The following is a 16,812-nucleotide window of genomic DNA, read 5'->3' on the forward strand; positions in this document are numbered from 1 at the left end:
CCATCGAAACCCACGTGAATTTCGAAGTCTTGGGTATCCAGAGGAGTAACTCCTCCGAAGGCTGCTTCGGATCGACGGCACCCGATTCGCTCGCAGCGCCGTGGCGTGGCCCTGCGGAAGAACCGCGCGGCTCACGTCGGGCAACCACCGTGACCACGCTGCCATCGGCAGCGACGATCACACAGGGGATGGGCAATGACCGTGCACCCCCGCGTTGCTTGAGGAACGGCCATTTGCGCGACGGGAGTTCGCGAACCTGCTGAGGCTTCGACACGAGCCCCAGATGCTGGGCCGCATGCTGCAACTCCTGCACGCCGATGGGAGTTTCAGGGCGCCAGCCCATTGCCTGACCGAGTGCCTGGACGCTCATCTCCAGGGAAAAGAATGCAACGATGGGCTGCAAGGCCGAGAGGCCTTGAAGCGCCGGAAAAGAGGCGCCTCCTGGCTGAGGCGACGTGCCGAGGCCGCCAGGACTATTCAATGCCTGCTGCGACTGGCTCGCGCCCCCCTCTTCCATGGCCTTTTGGTCCAAAGCAGTCCAAGCTCTTTTCTCAATCAAGGCGCCGCGTCGCTCTGCAGCCCAGGCAGTGCACCAGCGACGCGTTTTCTACGTCACGCAGTCAATTGAATATTGGCCTGCGAAAGCTGTGCGAGGGTTGCATGGTGGAACGTGATGCTCTGGTTGCCATCGGTGAACACCACGTTCTGCCCGTTCTGCGTCATATGGTTCAGGACATCGGTCGTGCCACCGTAGCCGAAGCCGGAGAACCTCAACTGGTCAACGCCCTCGAGCCCGTAGACCTGGTTGTTGCTGGCTTCGGTGCCCGCGCTGAAAACGAACAGGTCCGCGCCACGACCGCCGATCAACGTGTTGTTTCCTGCGCCGCCGTTCAACACATCGGACCAGCTGCCGAAGGTCGATGCCATGTAGGTGGCCTGCGCGGGCGCAGTCGTCGAACGGAATTCAGCGGAATCGGAGAAACCAACCACCACGCTGGCGCGACTCGTTCCGTTGTTCAGTGCATTGACCCATGCGGCCAACCCACCTTGGTCGGGATTGCGTCCCAGCACATTGCGGTAGAGCAGCGACACGAACTGGCTGTTGTTCAGCGTTCCATAGGTGCTCTGGAACTCCGCGGATCCCACGAAACCCTGTGCAACCGATTGAATTGTCTGAGTGGCGTTGTCCAGGGTATTGGCCCAACTGATCAGGCCGCCACCGTCGGGCTCGCGGCCCAGGGTGGCCTTGTAGAGACGGTAGACAGCGCCCTGATGCTCCGCGCTGAACTTCGACGTCATGAAGGCATCGACGTCGGTCGACGTGGTGCTTCTGAATTCGCTGGACTCCGAGAAGCCGACGACCACATCCGCACGCGAGGTGCCGGCGTTCAATGCCTGCACCCAGGCTGCCAGGCCGCCGCTGTCGGGCGTGCGGCCCAACACGTTCCGGTACAGCAAGGTCACGAACTGGGAGTTGTTGAGGGCACCGTAGACCGACTGGAATTCCGCGGAACCCACGAAACCTGCCGCGACCGAATTGATCGCCGTACCGCCATTGAGAGCGCCGGCCCAGGCTTTGACGCCGCCGACGTCCGGTTCCCGGCCCAGGGTCGCCTGATACAGGCGATAGACGGCGCCATAGGCCGTGTTCGAAGTGCCGAAGATGCCGTCACCACCGTCGATGACGTCGTTGCCTGCACCGCCGACCAAACCATCGTTGCCCCAGCCGCCGGTGACCTTGTCGTCGCCTGCGCCGCCAGAAAGAAAGACAGAACTCGTTGCGCCCAGCGCGCTCAACGTGTCGTTGAAGTCCGAGCCTGCGACGGCATAGATCTGCGACAGCGTGTCGCGATTGCCCCAGCCATCCGTCGCAGTGCCCGACCGGAGGTCGACGGTGACCCCAGCGGGACCGTCGTTGTAATGGACCATGACCAAACCGGTGTTGTTGCCGGTGATGAAGTCGTTGCCCTGACCGCCCCAGATGTCGTCGTTTCCTTCGTCGCTGAAGATGACGTCGTTCCCGGCGCCGCCGTCGATGGCATCGTCACCGGCGCCGCCGTGAATGATGTCGGAATCGGAAGTTCCAGCCAGTTCGTCTCTCTGGGGAGTGCCGTTGATGATCACAGTACGTTCCTTCGTTTTTAAGTAAGACTTCTCCACATCTGCATCGTCCCTCACTGCCGATACAGCCCATCCAAGTCACGGTTTTCGGCCTGACTCTCCCGGTATCGTATCCGCTTGTATCCCTTGTTTCCTGCGTGAAGACGCTCACACTCATGTGCTTTTTCCACGGACCGTCTGCTTTTCACAAAGCACACCAGACCAGTAGTTCTTAAGTACTAGGTATATTTGCTAGGCGATGTTTCCTGGTCGCCGCTCGGGATACGAAACGACCAAGCCGCGGCCTTTTCGCATTCGCGCAAAATCCCGCCCCATGCAGCTCAACTACATCGCCAACGCCGACGTCCCCTCCTCCTCCGGCCGCACCCTTCCCGTCATCGATCCTTCCGACGGCCAGCCCTTCGACGACATCCAGCGCAGCAATGCCGCCGACATCGACTCCGCCGTGCGCGCCGCGCGCGACTGCTTCGAGGGCGTGTGGCACAAAGTCAGCGCCGCCGACCGCAGCCGCCTGCTCTACAAGCTCTCGCTGAAGATCGCCGAGCATGTCGACGAGCTCGCGCTGATCGAGCAGCGCGACTGCGGCAAGCCCGTGAAGCAGGCGCGCGCCGACGCGGTGGCGCTGGTGCGCTACTTCGAGTTCTATGCCGGCGCCTGCGACAAGCTGCACGGCGAGACCATCCCCTACCAGGACGGCTACAGCGTCTTCACCTGGCGGGAACCACACGGCGTCACGGGACACATCATTCCGTGGAACTACCCGATGCAGATCTTCGGGCGCAGCGTGGGCGGTGCGCTGGCGGCGGGCAACGTGTGCGTGGTGAAGCCGGCCGAGGACGCGTGCCTCTCGCTGATCCGCGTGGCGCAGCTCGCGGCAGAGGTCGGCTTTCCGGCCGGCGCGCTCAACATCGTGACGGGCTACGGCCATGAAGTGGGCGACGCGCTCGCGCGGCACGAAGGCATCGACCACATCAGCTTCACCGGCAGCCCGAAGATCGGCACGCTGATCCAGCAGGTGGCCGCCGAGCGGCATTGCCCAGTCACGCTCGAACTGGGCGGCAAGAGCCCGCAGATCATCTTTGCCGACGCCGACCTCGATGCGGCCATTCCGGTGGTCATCAACGCCATCGTGCAGAACGCCGGCCAGACCTGCTCGGCCGGCTCGCGCGTGCTGATCCAGCGCAGCATCTACGAGCCGCTGCTCGAACGCCTCGGCCACGCGTTCGAAGCCCTGCGCGTCGGTCCCGCGGCGATGGACCTGGACGTCGGCCCGCTGATCCGCCAGACGCAGCAGCAGCGCGTGTGGGATTTTCTGAGCGACGCCCAGCACGCAGGCATCCCGATGGTGGCGCAGGGCATCGTCGTAGAGGAGGCGCCCGAAACCGGCTTCTACCAGGCGCCCACGCTGCTGCGCGATGTGCCGGTTGGCCATCGCCTTGCGCAAGAAGAAGTGTTCGGCCCGGTGCTCGCGGCGATGCAGTTCGCCGACGAAGACGAGGCGGTGGCACTCGCCAACGCCACGCAGTTCGGCCTCGTCGCCGGCGTGTGGACCGCCGACGGTTCGCGCCAGTTCCGCATGGCCCGGCGCGTGCGCAGCGGGCAGGTGTTCATCAACAACTATGGCGCGGGCGGCGGCGTCGAACTGCCTTTCGGCGGCGTGAAGTCCTCGGGCTACGGCCGCGAAAAGGGCTTCGAGGCGCTGTACGGCTTCACGACGCTGAAGACCGTCGCCGTCAAGCACGGCTAGCAACAGGCCCGCCCCCAGGCGGCGCGCACTTCGTGTCGCTTCGCCACCCCCTCGCCCGGGAACGACACCAGCGGCCCGGCAAAGCCGATTCCGCGGTGTCCCGCGAAGGGGACGGGGAAAGTCTTACCCCAACGCCGTGTCCAGCAGCATCATCAGCACGAAGCCGATCATCAGCCCGCTGGTCGCAAAGGCTTCGTGCCCCTTGCGGTGCGACTCCGGAATGATCTCGTGGCTGATGACGAACAGCATCGCGCCCGCCGCGAAACCGAGTCCCCACGGCAGTAACAGCGCAGAGTGACCGACCACCGCGGCGCCCAGCACTGCGCCCAGCGGCTCGACCAGCCCCGAAGCCATGCCGATCACCACCGCGAACCAGCGCTTGTAGCCGGCCGCCAGCAGGGCCACCGCGACCACCAGCCCCTCCGGCACGTCCTGGATCGCAATGCCGGTAGCCAGCGCGTCCGCGCGCAGACCGTTGTTGCCCGCGTAGCCCACGCCGATGGCCAGCCCCTCGGGCACGTTGTGCAGCGCGATCGCGAACACGAAGAGCCACGTCCGCCGCAGCTGCTTTGCCGACTGCCCTTCGCGCCCCTTGATGAAGTGCTCGTGCGGCAGCACGCGGTCCATCACCATGAGCACGAGGCCGCCCAGCAGGATGGCCGCGCCGATCACACCGCCCGCCGCCCAACTGCTGCCGCCGAAGGCACCGATGTTCTTCGCCGCGTCGAGGCCGGGAATGATCAGCGAGAAGGCGCAGGCCGCCAGCATCACACCGGCGCCGAAACCGAACAGCGTGTCCTGCAGCCGCTCGGGCAGCTTCTGCGAGAACACCACGGGCAGCGTGCCCAGCGCCGTCGCCAGCGCGGCCACCGAGCCGCCAAGCAAGGCGTTCCAGACCACCGGGTCGGCCCGCACGAACTGCCAGAACTGCGACACCAGCGCCACCGCGCCGGCTGTGACGATCGCCAGCCCGATCCATTCGCGCGTCGAGGGCGTCGGCCGCGACTGCGCCGTCGCGACAGTGGCCTGCGGATGTTGCGACTCGTCGTTCATGGGCGATGTCCTCAGCCGCCGATCGCCACAAGGGCGGCGGCGTGGCGCCGGGCCACCTCGGCCCAGTTCACCACGTTGTAGAACGCCGCGATGTATTCGGGGCGGCGGTTCTGGTACTTCAGGTAGTAGGCGTGCTCCCACACGTCCAGGCCGAGGATCGGCGTGTTGCCCGAGCCGATGCCACGCATCAGCGGGCTGTCCTGGTTGCCGCTGCTTTCCACCGCGAGCTTGCCGCCCTTGGCGACCCCGAGCCACGCCCAGCCGCTGCCGAAGCGCGTGAGCGCGGCCTTGGTGAAGGCTTCCTTGAAGGCGTCGAAGCCGCCCAGGTCAGTATCGATGGCCTTGGCCAGATCACCCGTGGGCGTTCCGCCGCCGCCCTGGCCGGCGGGCGCCATCACGGTCCAGAACAGGCTGTGGTTGGCATGGCCGCCGCCGTTGTTGCGCACCGGCGCGCGCAGCGCTTCGGGCAGTTGCTCGATGTCGACGATCAGTTGCTCGACCGGCGTGCCTTCGTGCGGCGTGTCCTTGACGGCCGCATTGAGGTTGTTCACGTAGGTCTGGTGGTGCTTGCCGTGGTGGATTTCCATCGTCTGCGCATCGATGTGCGGTTCGAGCGCATCGAAGGCATAGGGCAAGGCTGGCAGGGTGTACGGCACGGTCGGAAGCTCCTTGGTTGAAAGAGCCCTTTGCGTTATCGACGTGCTGCGTACTCAGGCGTCAAGATGATAGTAATTCTCATTGTCTATGTCAAGACATCACACCTTGCGATGACGCAAACAAGCCAAATCGGTCACGTTCCGCGACGAGCCCGATACACTGCCTCGCGTCTTCATGAAAGGCTTCGCACCGATGAGATTGCACCGCATCCTGCCCCTCGTGCCGACCTTCCTCCTGCTGCTCGGCGCGGGCATTGCCGGCGCGCAGATCGCCACCCCACCGGCCGGCGACTACATCTACGAAGGCGGTGCCGGCTCGCTGCGCGTCAAGCCCAACGGGCACTTCGACATCACCACCGTCGGCTCCAATGCCCACGTCTGCTCGCTCGACGGCACCATCGTCCGCGGCAAGTCCAAGATCGACGACACCGGCTGCGTGGTGAATTTCACCCTCAAGGGCGGCGCAGTCGAGGTCGGCTCCAACGGCGCGGAAGACTGCCGCCAGAGCTGCGGCGCGCGGGCGTCCTTCGAGGGCACGTACCTCAAGCCCAGCCCCGCCTGCACCGACAAGGCCGTGGCTGCAACGCGCAAGACCTTCAAGCGTCAGTACGACGCCAAGGATTTCGCCGCCGCCCAGGCCACCCTCGCCCCCGTGCTCGACGGGTGCAGCAAGACACTCGACTGGATCACCACGGGCCGCGTCCGCAACGACCTGGCGATCACGCAGTTCAGGCTCGGCGACCGCGCGGCCTGCCTCAAGACGCTGGAGCCGCTGGCCGAAGACGCTGCCCGAACCGACCAGGGCGTGAGGGACAACTACCCGCCCGCCGACGCCGAGGACATCCTGCCCGTGGTCCGCGCGACCCGCACGAACCTGAAGCTCTGCCGGGGCTGACACCCAGACCCCGACTCCCCAGATCCCCAGACGGCACCAAGACCGTCATGCCGACTTTCCATCAACGACAGGACGGAGACAACACCATGAAGTTCTTCCAGCGCACCCTGCGCGCGGCCGTGCTCGGCCTGAGCTTGGCCGCCCCCTTGCTGGCCGCGGCGCAATCGCTGCCGACCGCCACGCCGGAGCGCGTCGGCCTTTCGACCGAGCGCCTGCAGATGCTCACCGACGTGCTCAAGGCCGACGTGGCCAGCGGCAAGATCCCGGGCGCGGTGCTGCTGGTGGCCCGGCAAGGCAAGGTGGCATGGTTCGAGCCGGTCGGCAAACTCGATCCGACCACAGGCACGCCGATGCAGCGCGACGGCATCTTCCGTATTTACTCGATGAGCAAGCCCATCACCTCGGTGGCCGCGATGATGCTGGTGGAAGACGGCCGCCTGAAGCTCGACGACCCGATCTCGACCTACCTGCCCGAATACGCCAGCATGACCGTCGGCGTCGAGAAGCCCGGCGCCGACGGCAAGCCGGTGCTCGAGACCGTGCCCGCGCGCAAGCCGATCACCGTGCAGGACCTGATGCGCCACACCTCGGGCCTGACCTACGGCTTCTTCGGGCCGGGCCTGGTCAAGCAGGCCTACAACGAAGCCGGCCTGGGCCTCAGAGCCTATGACCTGGACAACGCGGAGTTCTCGAAACGGCTCGCCAAACTGCCGCTGGCCTACCAGCCCGGCACGACCTGGGACTACGGCCAGTCGACCGACGTCCTCGGGCGCGTGATCGAGGTGGTGTCGGGCCAGTCGCTCTACCAGTTCGAGAAGGCGCGCCTGTTCGACCCCCTGGGCATGAAGGACACCACTTACTACGTGCCCGAACCGGCCCGCCAGCCACGCATTGCCGAGCCGCTGCCAAACGATCGAAACATCGGCGTGGGCGCCGACCTCAACGATCCGCGCATCGCTGGCAAGTTCGAGTCGGGCGGCGGCGGGTTGGTGTCGACGGCGGGCGACTACGCGCGCTTCCTGCAGATGCTGCTGAACGGCGGTTCGCTCGACGGCAAGCGCTACCTGGGCCCGCGCACCATCGCGCTGATGACCGCCGACCACTCCAACGCGGGCGCCGGCATCGTGGCCGGTCCGCTCTACCTGCCGGGGCCGGGCTATGGTTTCGGGCTGGGCTTTGCGGTGCGCCGCAACGACGGCGAGGCGCCCTACCCCTCGGCCGGCGGCGAATACAACTGGGGCGGCGCGGGCGGCACCTACATGTGGGTGGACCCGAAGAACGAAATGTTCGTCGTGCTGATGCTGCAGTCGCCGAAATACCGGACACATTACAGAACATTGACCCGGGACATGATTTATGCGGCCGTGATCAAGTAGCCTGCATTCACCGGGTCCTTGAGGCCTGGCGCAAAATCGGGCCCTCCCCTCGAAGCCATGAAGAACAGCAGCAGCACCGTCATTCCGATCTCCCGGATCGGCCGCACGCCACCCGCCGTGGGCGTGCCGGACGTCGCCGTGCCCGCCACGGGCCTGCTGCTCGACCGCCTGGGCCGTCCGCTGACCGACCTGCGCATCAGCGTGACCGACCGCTGCAACTTCCGCTGCAGCTACTGCATGCCCAAGGACGTGTTCGACAAGGACTACAAGTACCTGCCGCACAGCGCGCTGCTGAGCTTCGAGGAAATGACGCGCCTGGCACGCCTCTTCGCCGCGCACGGCGTGCGCAAGATCCGGCTCACCGGCGGCGAGCCGCTGCTGCGCAAGAACATCGAGGGGCTGATCGAGCAGCTCGCCGAAATCCGCACGCCCGACGGCCAGCCGCTGGCCCTCACCCTCACGACCAACGGCTCCCTCCTGGCGCGCAAGGCGGCCGCGCTCAAGGCCGCCGGCCTGCAGCGCGTGACGGTGAGCCTCGACAGCCTGGACGACGCGGTCTTCCGCCACATGAACGACGTCGACTTCCCGGTGGCCGACGTGCTGGCCGGCATCGACGCGGCGCAGGCCGCGGGCCTCGGGCCCATCAAGGTCAACATGGTGGTCAAGCGCGGCACCAACGAGCAGGAGATCCTGCCGATGGCGCGCTACTTCCGCGAGAACCATGGCGCCAGCGTGGTGCTTCGCTTCATCGAATACATGGACGTGGGCGCCACCAACGGCTGGCGCATGGACGAGGTGCTGCCCTCGGCCGACGTCATCGCACGCATCGCCGAAGAATTTCCGCTGGTGCCGCTCCAGGCCACCACCCCCGGCGAAACCGCCCAGCGCTGGGCGTATGCGGACGGCGGCGGCGAGATCGGCGTGATCAGCAGCGTGACCCAGGCCTTCTGCCACGACTGCAGCCGCGCGCGCCTGTCGACCGAAGGCAAGCTGTACCTCTGCCTCTTCGCGAGCGCCGGCCACGACCTGCGCCCGCTGCTGCGCGGCGCCGCCAGCGACGACGACATTTCCTCTGCCATCGGCCACATCTGGCAGGGCCGGGCCGACCGCTACTCCGAGCTGCGCGCCCTGCGCGGGCCCGACCACGCCGCCGAGCGCGGCGATGCCAACGACAAGGCGCCGCGCCGCGTCGAGATGAGCTACATCGGCGGATGACGCGGGCTGCCGCCATGCCCGCGCACCCCGCCATCGCGCCTACCGACATCACCGGCCTGCTGCTGGCCGGTGGACGCGGTTCCCGCATGGGCGGCGTCGACAAGGGCCTGCAGAACTTCAACGGCGAGCCGCTCGCCCTGCACGCGGTGCGCCGGCTGGGCGCGCAGGTCGGCCGGGTGGTGATCAATGCCAACCGGAATATCGCGGCCTACGAAGCCTTCGGCGTTCCGGTTCTGGCCGACAGCCTGGCGGACTATCCGGGGCCGCTCGCGGGCTTCCTCACGGGGCTGGCGCATTGCGCCACGCCCCTCCTGCTCACCGTGCCTTGCGACACGCCGCTTTTCCCGCTCGACCTCGCGGCGCGCCTGGCCGAAGCACTCGCCGCCGACGACGCGGAGATCGCCATGGTGAGCGCGCCAGATTCCGAAGGCGACGGCGGACCCGCGCTGCGCCCCCAGCCGGTGTTCTGCCTGCTGCGCACCCACCTGCGCGAAAGCCTCGCGCGCTTTACCGAAACCGGCGGCCGCAAGGTGCAGGCGTGGACCGCGCAGCACCGCACCGTGCTCGTCCCCTTCGACCGGCCCGGCGATGCACCCGACGCCTTCTTCAACGCCAACACGCTCGCCGAATTGCAAGCACTCGAAAACCGATGAGCAGCCTCGCCGACATCGCCGCCGCCCTCCCGGGCCATGACACCGACGCGCTGAGCGTCGATGCCGTCCAGGCTTTCCTGACGCGATTGGTCGCGCCCCTGGTCGTCACGCAGCGCGAGAGCGTTTCGCTGCGCGAGGCGCTGGGCCGCGTGCTGGCCGAGGACATCATCTCGCCGGTGAGCGTGCCGCCGCACGACAACTCGGCGATGGACGGCTACGCGTTCGATGGCGCGATCCTCCCGACCGACGCCCCCGCCGACCACTCCATCAAGCTGCGCGTGGTGGGCACTGCGCTCGCCGGCGCGGCCTGGCGTGGCGCGCTGGCCCCGGGCGATGCGGTGCGCATCATGACCGGCGCGATGATGCCGGCCGGCCTGGACACCGTGATCCCGCAGGAGTTCTGCCAGGTCGAGGGCGACGTCGTGAGCTTCCCCGACCGCGTGCTGCGCCGCGGCGACAACCGCCGCTTCGCGGGCGAAGACCTGATGAAAGGCCACCCGGCCCTACGGCGCGGCGAGCGGCTTTCGCCAGCCGCGCTCGGCATGGTCGCAAGCCTTGGCCTGCCCGGCGTGCCGGCCCTTCGGAGGCTGCGCGTCGCGTACTTCTCAACCGGCGACGAAATCCTCTGCATCGGCGAGCCGCCACGCGAAGGCGCGGTGTACGACAGCAACCGCTACACCGTGTTCGGCCTGCTCACGCGCCTGGGCTGCGAGGTGATCGACCTGGGCCTCGTGCACGACGACCCCGCCACGCTGGCCGCGACACTGCATCGCGCGGCGCGCGAAGCCGACGCCATCGTCACCAGCGGCGGCGTCAGCGTCGGCGCGGCAGACCACACGCGCGACGTGATGCAACAGGTCGGCGAGATGGCCTTCTGGCATGTTGCGATGCGACCCGGCCGGCCACTGGCCGTGGGCCTGATTCCACGCGACGGCGGGGAGCACGCCGGCCCGGCTGTGCTGTTCGGCCTGCCCGGCAATCCGGTGGCTGTGATGGTCACCTTCCTCGCCTTCGTGCGGCCCGCGCTGCTGCGCATGATGGGTTGCCACGATGCGGCCTCGACCCCTCCGCCGCTGCTGCGCGCACGCAGCGCCGGGCCGATCCGCAAGAAGCCCGGTCGCACCGAATACCAGCGTGGGTTCGTGAAGGCCGTGCCGGGGTCATTGCCCGAGGTCTGCGTTGCGGGCAACCAGGGCTCGGGCGTGCTGAGTTCGATGGTCGAAGCCAACGGGCTGGTGGTGCTGCATCACGATCAGGGCCATATCGCCGCCGGCGAAGAGGTCGACGTGATGATGTTCGAGGGCGTGATCTAGGCGCCGCGCTGGCCTACGCCCTGAATCGCTCGCGGTAGGCCGCCGCGGAGAGGCCCGTCGATTGCGTGAACGACTTGCGAAACGCAGCCAGCGTCGCAAAACCCACCGCCTGCGCCACGCTCTGGTGCGACGAAGCGGTCGACTCCAGAAGCCGCTGCGCGGCCATGATCCGTTCGTTCTGCAGCCAGGCCTTGGGCGCGATGCCCACTTCGGCGACGAACCGCCGAAGCAGCGTCCTGTCGCTCATGGCGCCGCGCTCGGCCAGCGTCGTCACGGTGATCGGCTCGGCGAGGTGCTGCCGCGCCCATTCGAGCAGCGGCGCCAGGGAGCGGCCGGCGCGCGCCGGAAATGGCTGGGCGATGTACTGCGCCTGGCCGCCGTTGCGATGCGGACTGGTCACCATCGCACGCGCCACGGTGTTGGCAACGTCGGCGCCGTAGTGCTGGCGAACGACCTGCAGGCAGGCGTCGATCCCCGCGGCACTGCCTGCAGAGGTCATCAACGCATCCCCATCCACATAGAGCACGTTGGGGTCGAACAGAACCCGCGGAAAGCGCTCGCGGAACAGGTCGGCATAGCGCCAGTGCGTCGTGGCGCGCCGGCCGTCCAGCAAGCCGGTGGCGGCGAGCACGAAGCTTCCCGCGCAGACGGAGACCAGCCGGGCCCCGCGTGCGTGCGCCGCGACCAGCGCGTTCTTCAGCAGCCGGGGGACCTCGGACCGCGGATCCCGCCAGCCGGGAATCACGACGATGTCGGCGCCTCTCAGCACGGCGAGTCCACCGTGGGTCTGCAGCTGAAGTCCGCCCACCGCGCGAAGCGGCCCCGGCTCGGCCTGCGCGAACTTCAGCCTGAAAAGCGGTTGCTCGAAGTCGGGGCGCTCGCCGCCGAACACCTCGGCCACGACACCGAGCTCGAAGAGGTTCATGCCCTCGTAGACCACGGCGGCAACGAGCGGCGGGGATTTCGACATTGGCGGATTTTTACCGCATGTTGGCGAATCCGACAACCGCCGACACGACGGCTCGACCGTAGCATCGCCGCATGACCAACGCCACGCTGTTCACACCGCTCGCGATCCGCGGCGTCACGCTGCGCAACCGCATCGTGATGTCCCCCATGTGCCAGTACAGCGCCAGCGACGGGATGGCCGACGACTGGCACCTCGTTCACCTGGGCAGCCGCGCGGTGGGCGGGGCCGGCCTGATCATGGTCGAGGCGACGGCGGTGTCGCCCGAGGGGCGGATCACGCCCGGCTGCCTGGGCCTGTGGAACGACGCCCAGATCGAGCCGCTGGCGCGGATAGCGCACTTCATCAAGCGGCAGGGGGCCGTCCCCGGGATTCAGCTGGCCCACGCCGGACGCAAGGGCAGTTGCCGGGCGTCCTGGGAAGGCGGTGCACCGCTGCCGCCCGGCGACGGCGGATGGGAGCTGCTGTCCGCCAGCGAGATGCCATTCGGCCCGTCATCGCCGGCCCCGCGCATGGCGAGCGTCGCGGACATCGCCGCTCTGCTGTGCGATTTTGCGAACGCGGCCCGTCGCGCCGTGGCGGCGGGCTTCGAGATCGTGGAACTCCACGCCGCGCATGGCTACCTGCTGCATCAGTTCCTGTCGCCACTGTCGAACAAGCGCTGCGACGCATACGGCGGTTCGCCGGACGGCAGGAGCCGCCTGCTCATCGAGCTCGTGCCGGCGGTGCGCGAAGTCATTCCGTCGGAGATGCCGCTCTTCGTTCGCATCTCGGCGACGGACTGGATTCCGGGTGGCTGGGAGGTGGACGACGCGGAGCGCCTGTGCGTTCGCCTCGAGCAGCACGGCGTCGATCTGATCGACGTCTCGTCCGGCGGGTTGCGGCCGGACGCGCAGATTCCGGTCGGTCCGAACTACCAGGTACCGCTGGCCGGTCGCGTCCGGCGCGCTGCGGGCATACGCACGGGCGCAGTCGGCCTGATCACCCAGGCCCGGCAGGCGGAAGAGATTCTTGCGCGAGGCGATGCGGACCTGGTGTTCCTGGGACGCGAGCTGCTGCGCAACCCCTACTGGCCGATGGATGCGCAGCGGACATTGAACCAGCGCACGACACCGCCGCCCCCTTACCGCAGCGCCATTGCAGGCTAGTACGCCGGCTTCAGATCCGCCCCAGCGCCTTGTCCACGCCCTTGTTCGCCAGCATGTCGGCCCGCTCGTTCCCCGGGTCGCCCGAGTGGCCCTTGACCCAGCGCCATTCGATCGTGTGGCCGCCTTCGGCCACCAGCTTGTCCAGCCGTTGCCAGAGCTCGACGTTCTTCACCGGCTGCTTGCTGGCGGTCATCCAGCCCTTGGCCTTCCAGCCGCGGATCCACTCGGTGATGCCCATGCGCACGTACTGGCTGTCGAGGTAGAGCAGCACCTTGCAGGGCCGCTTGAGCGCGGCCAGGCCCTCGATGACGGCGGTCAGCTCCATGCGGTTGTTGGTGGTGTTGAGTTCGCCGCCGAACAGTTCCTTTTCGGTGGCGCCCGACTTGAGCCACGCGCCCCAGCCCCCGGGTCCGGGGTTGCCCTTGCATGCACCATCGGTGTAGATCACGACTTCGTTCAAGCTCTCTTTTCCTTGTTTCTCTGTTCAATTCAATCCGTTTGATCCCGCTGGTGCCGATGCACCTTGCCCGCGATCGACACCGGCGCCGTGGCGCGTGCCGCGGCGCGGCGCCAGTCCGCGCTCAGAAGGCGCATGCCGCGCACCCGCTTCACGGCCACCAGGAAATACGCCGCGCCGAAGATCGGCCACCAGCGCTCGCCGGCCTTGTCCATCCATCGGCAGCGCTCGAGCCAGGCTTCGCTGCGCACTGCCGGCCGGTAGACGCCGAAGCGCCCCGACTCCACCTCGAAGCCGAGGAGCCGCAGCCAGTCGCGCATGCGCCAGTAGCCGATGAACTCCCCGCCTTCGGGCAGGTAAAGATCGCCGATGCCGAGCTTGCGGTACAGGTGTGCGCGCCGCTGCCGCATGCCCCAGAGGCTCGCCGGGTTGAGCCCGCAGATCACCACGCGGCCCTCGGGCACCAGCACCCGCTCGACCTCGCGCAGCGTGGCGTGCGGATCGGGACTGAGCTCCAACGCATGCGGCATCACCACCAGATCGAGGCTGTTGGCTGCGAACGGCAGTGCCGTGAAGTCGGTCAGCAGCGTGGCCTTGGCCGGCTGCATCGGGTCGCTCAGGGCCAGCCAGCGGTGCGGCATGCGGTTGGTGCGCAGGCCCTCGACTTCGGCCGCGCCAAGCTGCAGCGCGTGGTAGCCGAACACATCGGCCACCGCCTGGTCGAACTGGGCCTGCTCCCACGCGAGGAGGTAGCGTCCCGGGGGGGTCGCGAACCAATCCTGCAAACCTATAATTTGACCGCTCATGACCCTCGTTCCGCTGCCTGCCTTCGCTGACAACTACATCTGGATGCTGCACGACGGGTCCAGCGCCATCGTCGTGGATCCGGGCGACGCCCAACCGGTGTTCGATGCGCTGGCGCACCACAAGCTGCAGCTGGCCGCGATTCTAGTCACGCACCACCACGCCGATCACACGGGCGGCGTGGCCGCGCTGCATGCCGCCACGGGCGCGCCGGTGCACGGCCCCGCCCGCGAACGCATTCCGGAGCCCTTCACGCCCTACGTGCAAGGCGACATCGCCGAAGCGTTCGGCCTGCGCTTTGAAGTGATCGACGTGCCGGGCCACACGGCCGGCCACATCGCCTACTTTCTTCCGGCTGCCGAAAGCCGCGCGCCGCTGCTCTTCTGTGGCGACACGCTGTTCTCGGGCGGCTGCGGCCGCCTCTTCGAAGGCACGCCCGCGCAGATGCTGGCCTCGCTCGACGCGCTCGCCGCGCTGCCCGGCGACACGCGCGTGTGCTGTGCCCACGAATACACACTTGCTAACCTGCGTTTCGCTCGCGCGGTGGAACCGGGCAACGCCGATCTGACTCACTACAACGCGCGCTGCGAAAGCCTGCGCGCGCAAGGGCAGCCCACACTGCCCGCGCAGCTGGCGACCGAACGCCTGATCAACCCCTTTCTTCGCAGCCGCGAAGCCACTGTCCTTCGAGCGGTGCGTGCGCATGCCGAGCTTTCCGCCGACGCGGCCGAAGCCGATGTGTTCGCCGCACTGCGCCAATGGAAAAACGACTTCCGATGAAATTTATCGCTGCTACCTGCCTTGCAGGTTCACTGGTGCTCGCAGGCTGCGCGGCACCGACCGACACCCCTTCATCCTCTTCCAGCACCTCCCCCCAGACCGGCGCCACCGCCGGCGGCACCGGCTCCAAGGTTGCCAGCAGCGCGGCCCCCATCTACCCGCGCGACGCCCTCTCCCCCCTGTCCAGCAGCGAGGCCCGTTCGCAGAGCGTGGTCACGCTGGCCCCGCCGACCGACATGTGGGACCGCATCCGCCGCGGCTTCAAGATGCCCAACCTCGAGAGCGACCTGGTGCGCGACCGCGAGCAGTGGTACGCCAGCCGGCCCGACTACATCCAGCGCATGACCGAGCGCTCGAACAAGTACATGTTCCACATCGTCGAGGAACTCGAGCGGCGCAACATGCCGACCGAGCTCGCGCTGCTGCCGTACATCGAGAGCGCGTTCAACCCGCAGGCCGTCTCCAGCGCGCGCGCGGCGGGCATGTGGCAGTTCATGCCGGCCACCGGCACCGATTTCGACCTCAAGCAGAACATCTTTCGCGACGACCGCCGCGACGTGCTGGCCTCCACCCGCGCCGCGCTCGACTACCTGCAGAAGCTCTACGGCATGTTCGGCGACTGGCAGCTCGCGCTCGCCGCGTACAACTGGGGCGAAGGCAGCGTGAGCCGCGCCATCGCCAAGAACCAGCGCGCGGGCCTGCCCACCACCTACAGCGACCTCAACATGCCGGCCGAGACGCGGCTGTACGTGCCCAAGCTGCAGGCGGTGAAGAACATCGTGGCCAACCCGCAGGCCTTCAACGCCGAGCTGCCGCTGATCGCCAACCACCCGTACTTCCAGACCGTCACGCTCACGCGCGACCTCGACGTGGAACTGGCCGCCAAGCTGGCCGACGTGCGCATCGACGACTTTCGCGCGCTCAACCCCGCCGCGCACAAGCCGGTGCTGATCGCCGCGGGCACGCCGCAGATCCTTCTGCCCTGGGACAACGCGGCCGTGTTCCAGCGCAACTTCGATGCCTACTCGCAAGGCCAGTACGCGAGCTGGACCGCCTGGGTCGTGCCCAACACCATGACGGTGGCCGACGCCGCACAGCGCTCGGGCATGAGCGAGAGCGACCTGCGCGCGATGAACAACGTGCCGCCGCGCATGCTCATCAAGGCCGGCTCGACGCTCATCGTGCCGCGCGGCGCCCGCGTGAAGGAAGACGTTGCGGCGGTCGTGGCCGATGGCGGCCACCTGAGCTTCCAGCCCGAAATCGTCAACCGCCGCACCACCGTCAAGGCCGGGCGCAACGACAGCGTGGCGAGCATCGCCCGCCGCTACAGGCTCGCGCCCTCCAACGTGGCCGAGTGGAACGACGTGAAGCCCAACCATGCGTTCAAGCGCGGCTACAGCGTGGTCGTGTACCTGCCGGTGCGTGCAGCGCCCGCGGCCCGTGTCGGCGCCGGCGTGGCGGTGGCGCGCGGCCATGCCGCAGCGGCCTCCTCGAAGCGCGGCGGCGCGCCTGCCCAGGCCAGCACGGCCCGCGGCAAGAATGTCGTCAAGGTGCCCGCCGGCAGCAAGCAGGTCGTGCGCGAGAAGCGCGGCGGCACGCCCTCGAAGAAGAAGCGCTGACGCCGGCG

Annotated in this window: 15 protein-coding genes; 9 read left to right on the forward strand and 6 right to left on the reverse strand. The window is 67.8% G+C overall.

Going from position 1 to position 16,812, the window contains the following annotated elements; genetic code table 11:
• Positions 1-612 precede the first annotated feature (612 nt).
• Positions 613-2,124 (reverse strand): DUF4214 domain-containing protein, encoded by a 1,512-nt coding sequence (locus NU688_RS09645; protein WP_257860316.1) that lies wholly within the window; start codon positions 2,122-2,124, stop codon positions 613-615.
• Positions 2,125-2,434: 310 nt separating this feature from the next.
• Between NU688_RS09645 and NU688_RS09650 the strand changes: the two genes are divergently transcribed.
• Positions 2,435-3,868 carry an aldehyde dehydrogenase family protein gene (locus tag NU688_RS09650; protein ID WP_257860317.1) on the forward strand — a complete coding sequence of 478 codons (1,434 nt, stop codon included), beginning with the start codon at positions 2,435-2,437 and terminating at the stop codon, positions 3,866-3,868.
• A 123-nt stretch (positions 3,869-3,991) separates the two neighbouring features.
• Here NU688_RS09650 and NU688_RS09655 read toward each other — a convergent pair whose 3' ends face one another.
• Positions 3,992-4,921, reverse strand: coding sequence for a ZIP family metal transporter (locus NU688_RS09655; protein WP_257860318.1), 930 nt, complete (start codon positions 4,919-4,921; stop codon positions 3,992-3,994).
• 11 nt (positions 4,922-4,932) lie between these two features.
• The gene (locus NU688_RS09660; RefSeq protein ID WP_257860319.1) at positions 4,933-5,577 is read right to left on the reverse strand and encodes a superoxide dismutase; all 645 of its coding nucleotides are present in this window, start codon (positions 5,575-5,577) and stop codon (positions 4,933-4,935) included.
• A 193-nt stretch (positions 5,578-5,770) separates the two neighbouring features.
• Between NU688_RS09660 and NU688_RS09665 the strand changes: the two genes are divergently transcribed.
• The 5 genes from NU688_RS09665 (at position 5,771) to glp (ending at position 11,029) form a co-directional block, all read left to right on the forward strand.
• The gene (locus NU688_RS09665; protein ID WP_257860320.1) at positions 5,771-6,472 is read left to right on the forward strand and encodes a hypothetical protein; all 702 of its coding nucleotides are present in this window, start codon (positions 5,771-5,773) and stop codon (positions 6,470-6,472) included.
• Positions 6,473-6,558: 86 nt separating this feature from the next.
• Positions 6,559-7,848, forward strand: a complete 1,290-nt coding sequence (locus NU688_RS09670) for a serine hydrolase (RefSeq protein WP_257860321.1) — start codon at positions 6,559-6,561, stop codon at positions 7,846-7,848.
• Positions 7,849-7,905: 57 nt separating this feature from the next.
• Positions 7,906-9,063 (forward strand): GTP 3',8-cyclase MoaA, encoded by a 1,158-nt coding sequence (gene moaA / locus NU688_RS09675; protein WP_257860322.1) that lies wholly within the window; start codon positions 7,906-7,908, stop codon positions 9,061-9,063.
• Entirely contained in the window at positions 9,060-9,716 is a 657-nt protein-coding gene (mobA, locus tag NU688_RS09680; RefSeq protein ID WP_257860323.1) for a molybdenum cofactor guanylyltransferase MobA, read from the forward strand. Before moaA ends, mobA begins: the two co-directional genes overlap by 4 nt.
• Entirely contained in the window at positions 9,713-11,029 is a 1,317-nt protein-coding gene (glp, locus tag NU688_RS09685; RefSeq protein WP_257860324.1) for a gephyrin-like molybdotransferase Glp, read from the forward strand. Before mobA ends, glp begins: the two co-directional genes overlap by 4 nt.
• A 13-nt stretch (positions 11,030-11,042) precedes the next feature.
• Here glp and NU688_RS09690 read toward each other — a convergent pair whose 3' ends face one another.
• Positions 11,043-11,999, reverse strand: a complete 957-nt coding sequence (locus tag NU688_RS09690) for a helix-turn-helix domain-containing protein (RefSeq protein WP_257860325.1) — start codon at positions 11,997-11,999, stop codon at positions 11,043-11,045.
• Positions 12,000-12,070: 71 nt separating this feature from the next.
• Between NU688_RS09690 and NU688_RS09695 the strand changes: the two genes are divergently transcribed.
• Positions 12,071-13,144: an NADH:flavin oxidoreductase/NADH oxidase gene (locus NU688_RS09695; RefSeq protein WP_257860326.1), complete on the forward strand. Its 1,074-nt coding sequence runs from the start codon at positions 12,071-12,073 to the stop codon at positions 13,142-13,144.
• Between the two features lie 10 nt (positions 13,145-13,154).
• Here NU688_RS09695 and rnhA read toward each other — a convergent pair whose 3' ends face one another.
• The gene (rnhA, locus tag NU688_RS09700; RefSeq protein WP_042576760.1) at positions 13,155-13,604 is read right to left on the reverse strand and encodes a ribonuclease HI; all 450 of its coding nucleotides are present in this window, start codon (positions 13,602-13,604) and stop codon (positions 13,155-13,157) included.
• A 29-nt stretch (positions 13,605-13,633) separates the two neighbouring features.
• Positions 13,634-14,407 (reverse strand): class I SAM-dependent methyltransferase, encoded by a 774-nt coding sequence (locus NU688_RS09705; RefSeq protein ID WP_257860327.1) that lies wholly within the window; start codon positions 14,405-14,407, stop codon positions 13,634-13,636.
• Here NU688_RS09705 and gloB point away from each other — a divergent pair.
• The gene (gene gloB / locus NU688_RS09710) at positions 14,406-15,185 is read left to right on the forward strand and encodes a hydroxyacylglutathione hydrolase (protein ID WP_257860328.1); all 780 of its coding nucleotides are present in this window, start codon (positions 14,406-14,408) and stop codon (positions 15,183-15,185) included. The genes NU688_RS09705 and gloB overlap by 2 nt on opposite strands.
• A complete protein-coding gene (locus NU688_RS09715; RefSeq protein WP_257860329.1) occupies positions 15,182-16,804 on the forward strand; it encodes a transglycosylase SLT domain-containing protein in 1,623 nt (540 codons plus the stop codon). Before gloB ends, NU688_RS09715 begins: the two co-directional genes overlap by 4 nt.
• Positions 16,805-16,812 lie beyond the last annotated feature (8 nt).

Origin of the sequence: Variovorax sp. ZS18.2.2, from assembly GCF_024701975.1 — a bacterium.
GTDB lineage: Bacteria > Pseudomonadota > Gammaproteobacteria > Burkholderiales > Burkholderiaceae_C > Variovorax.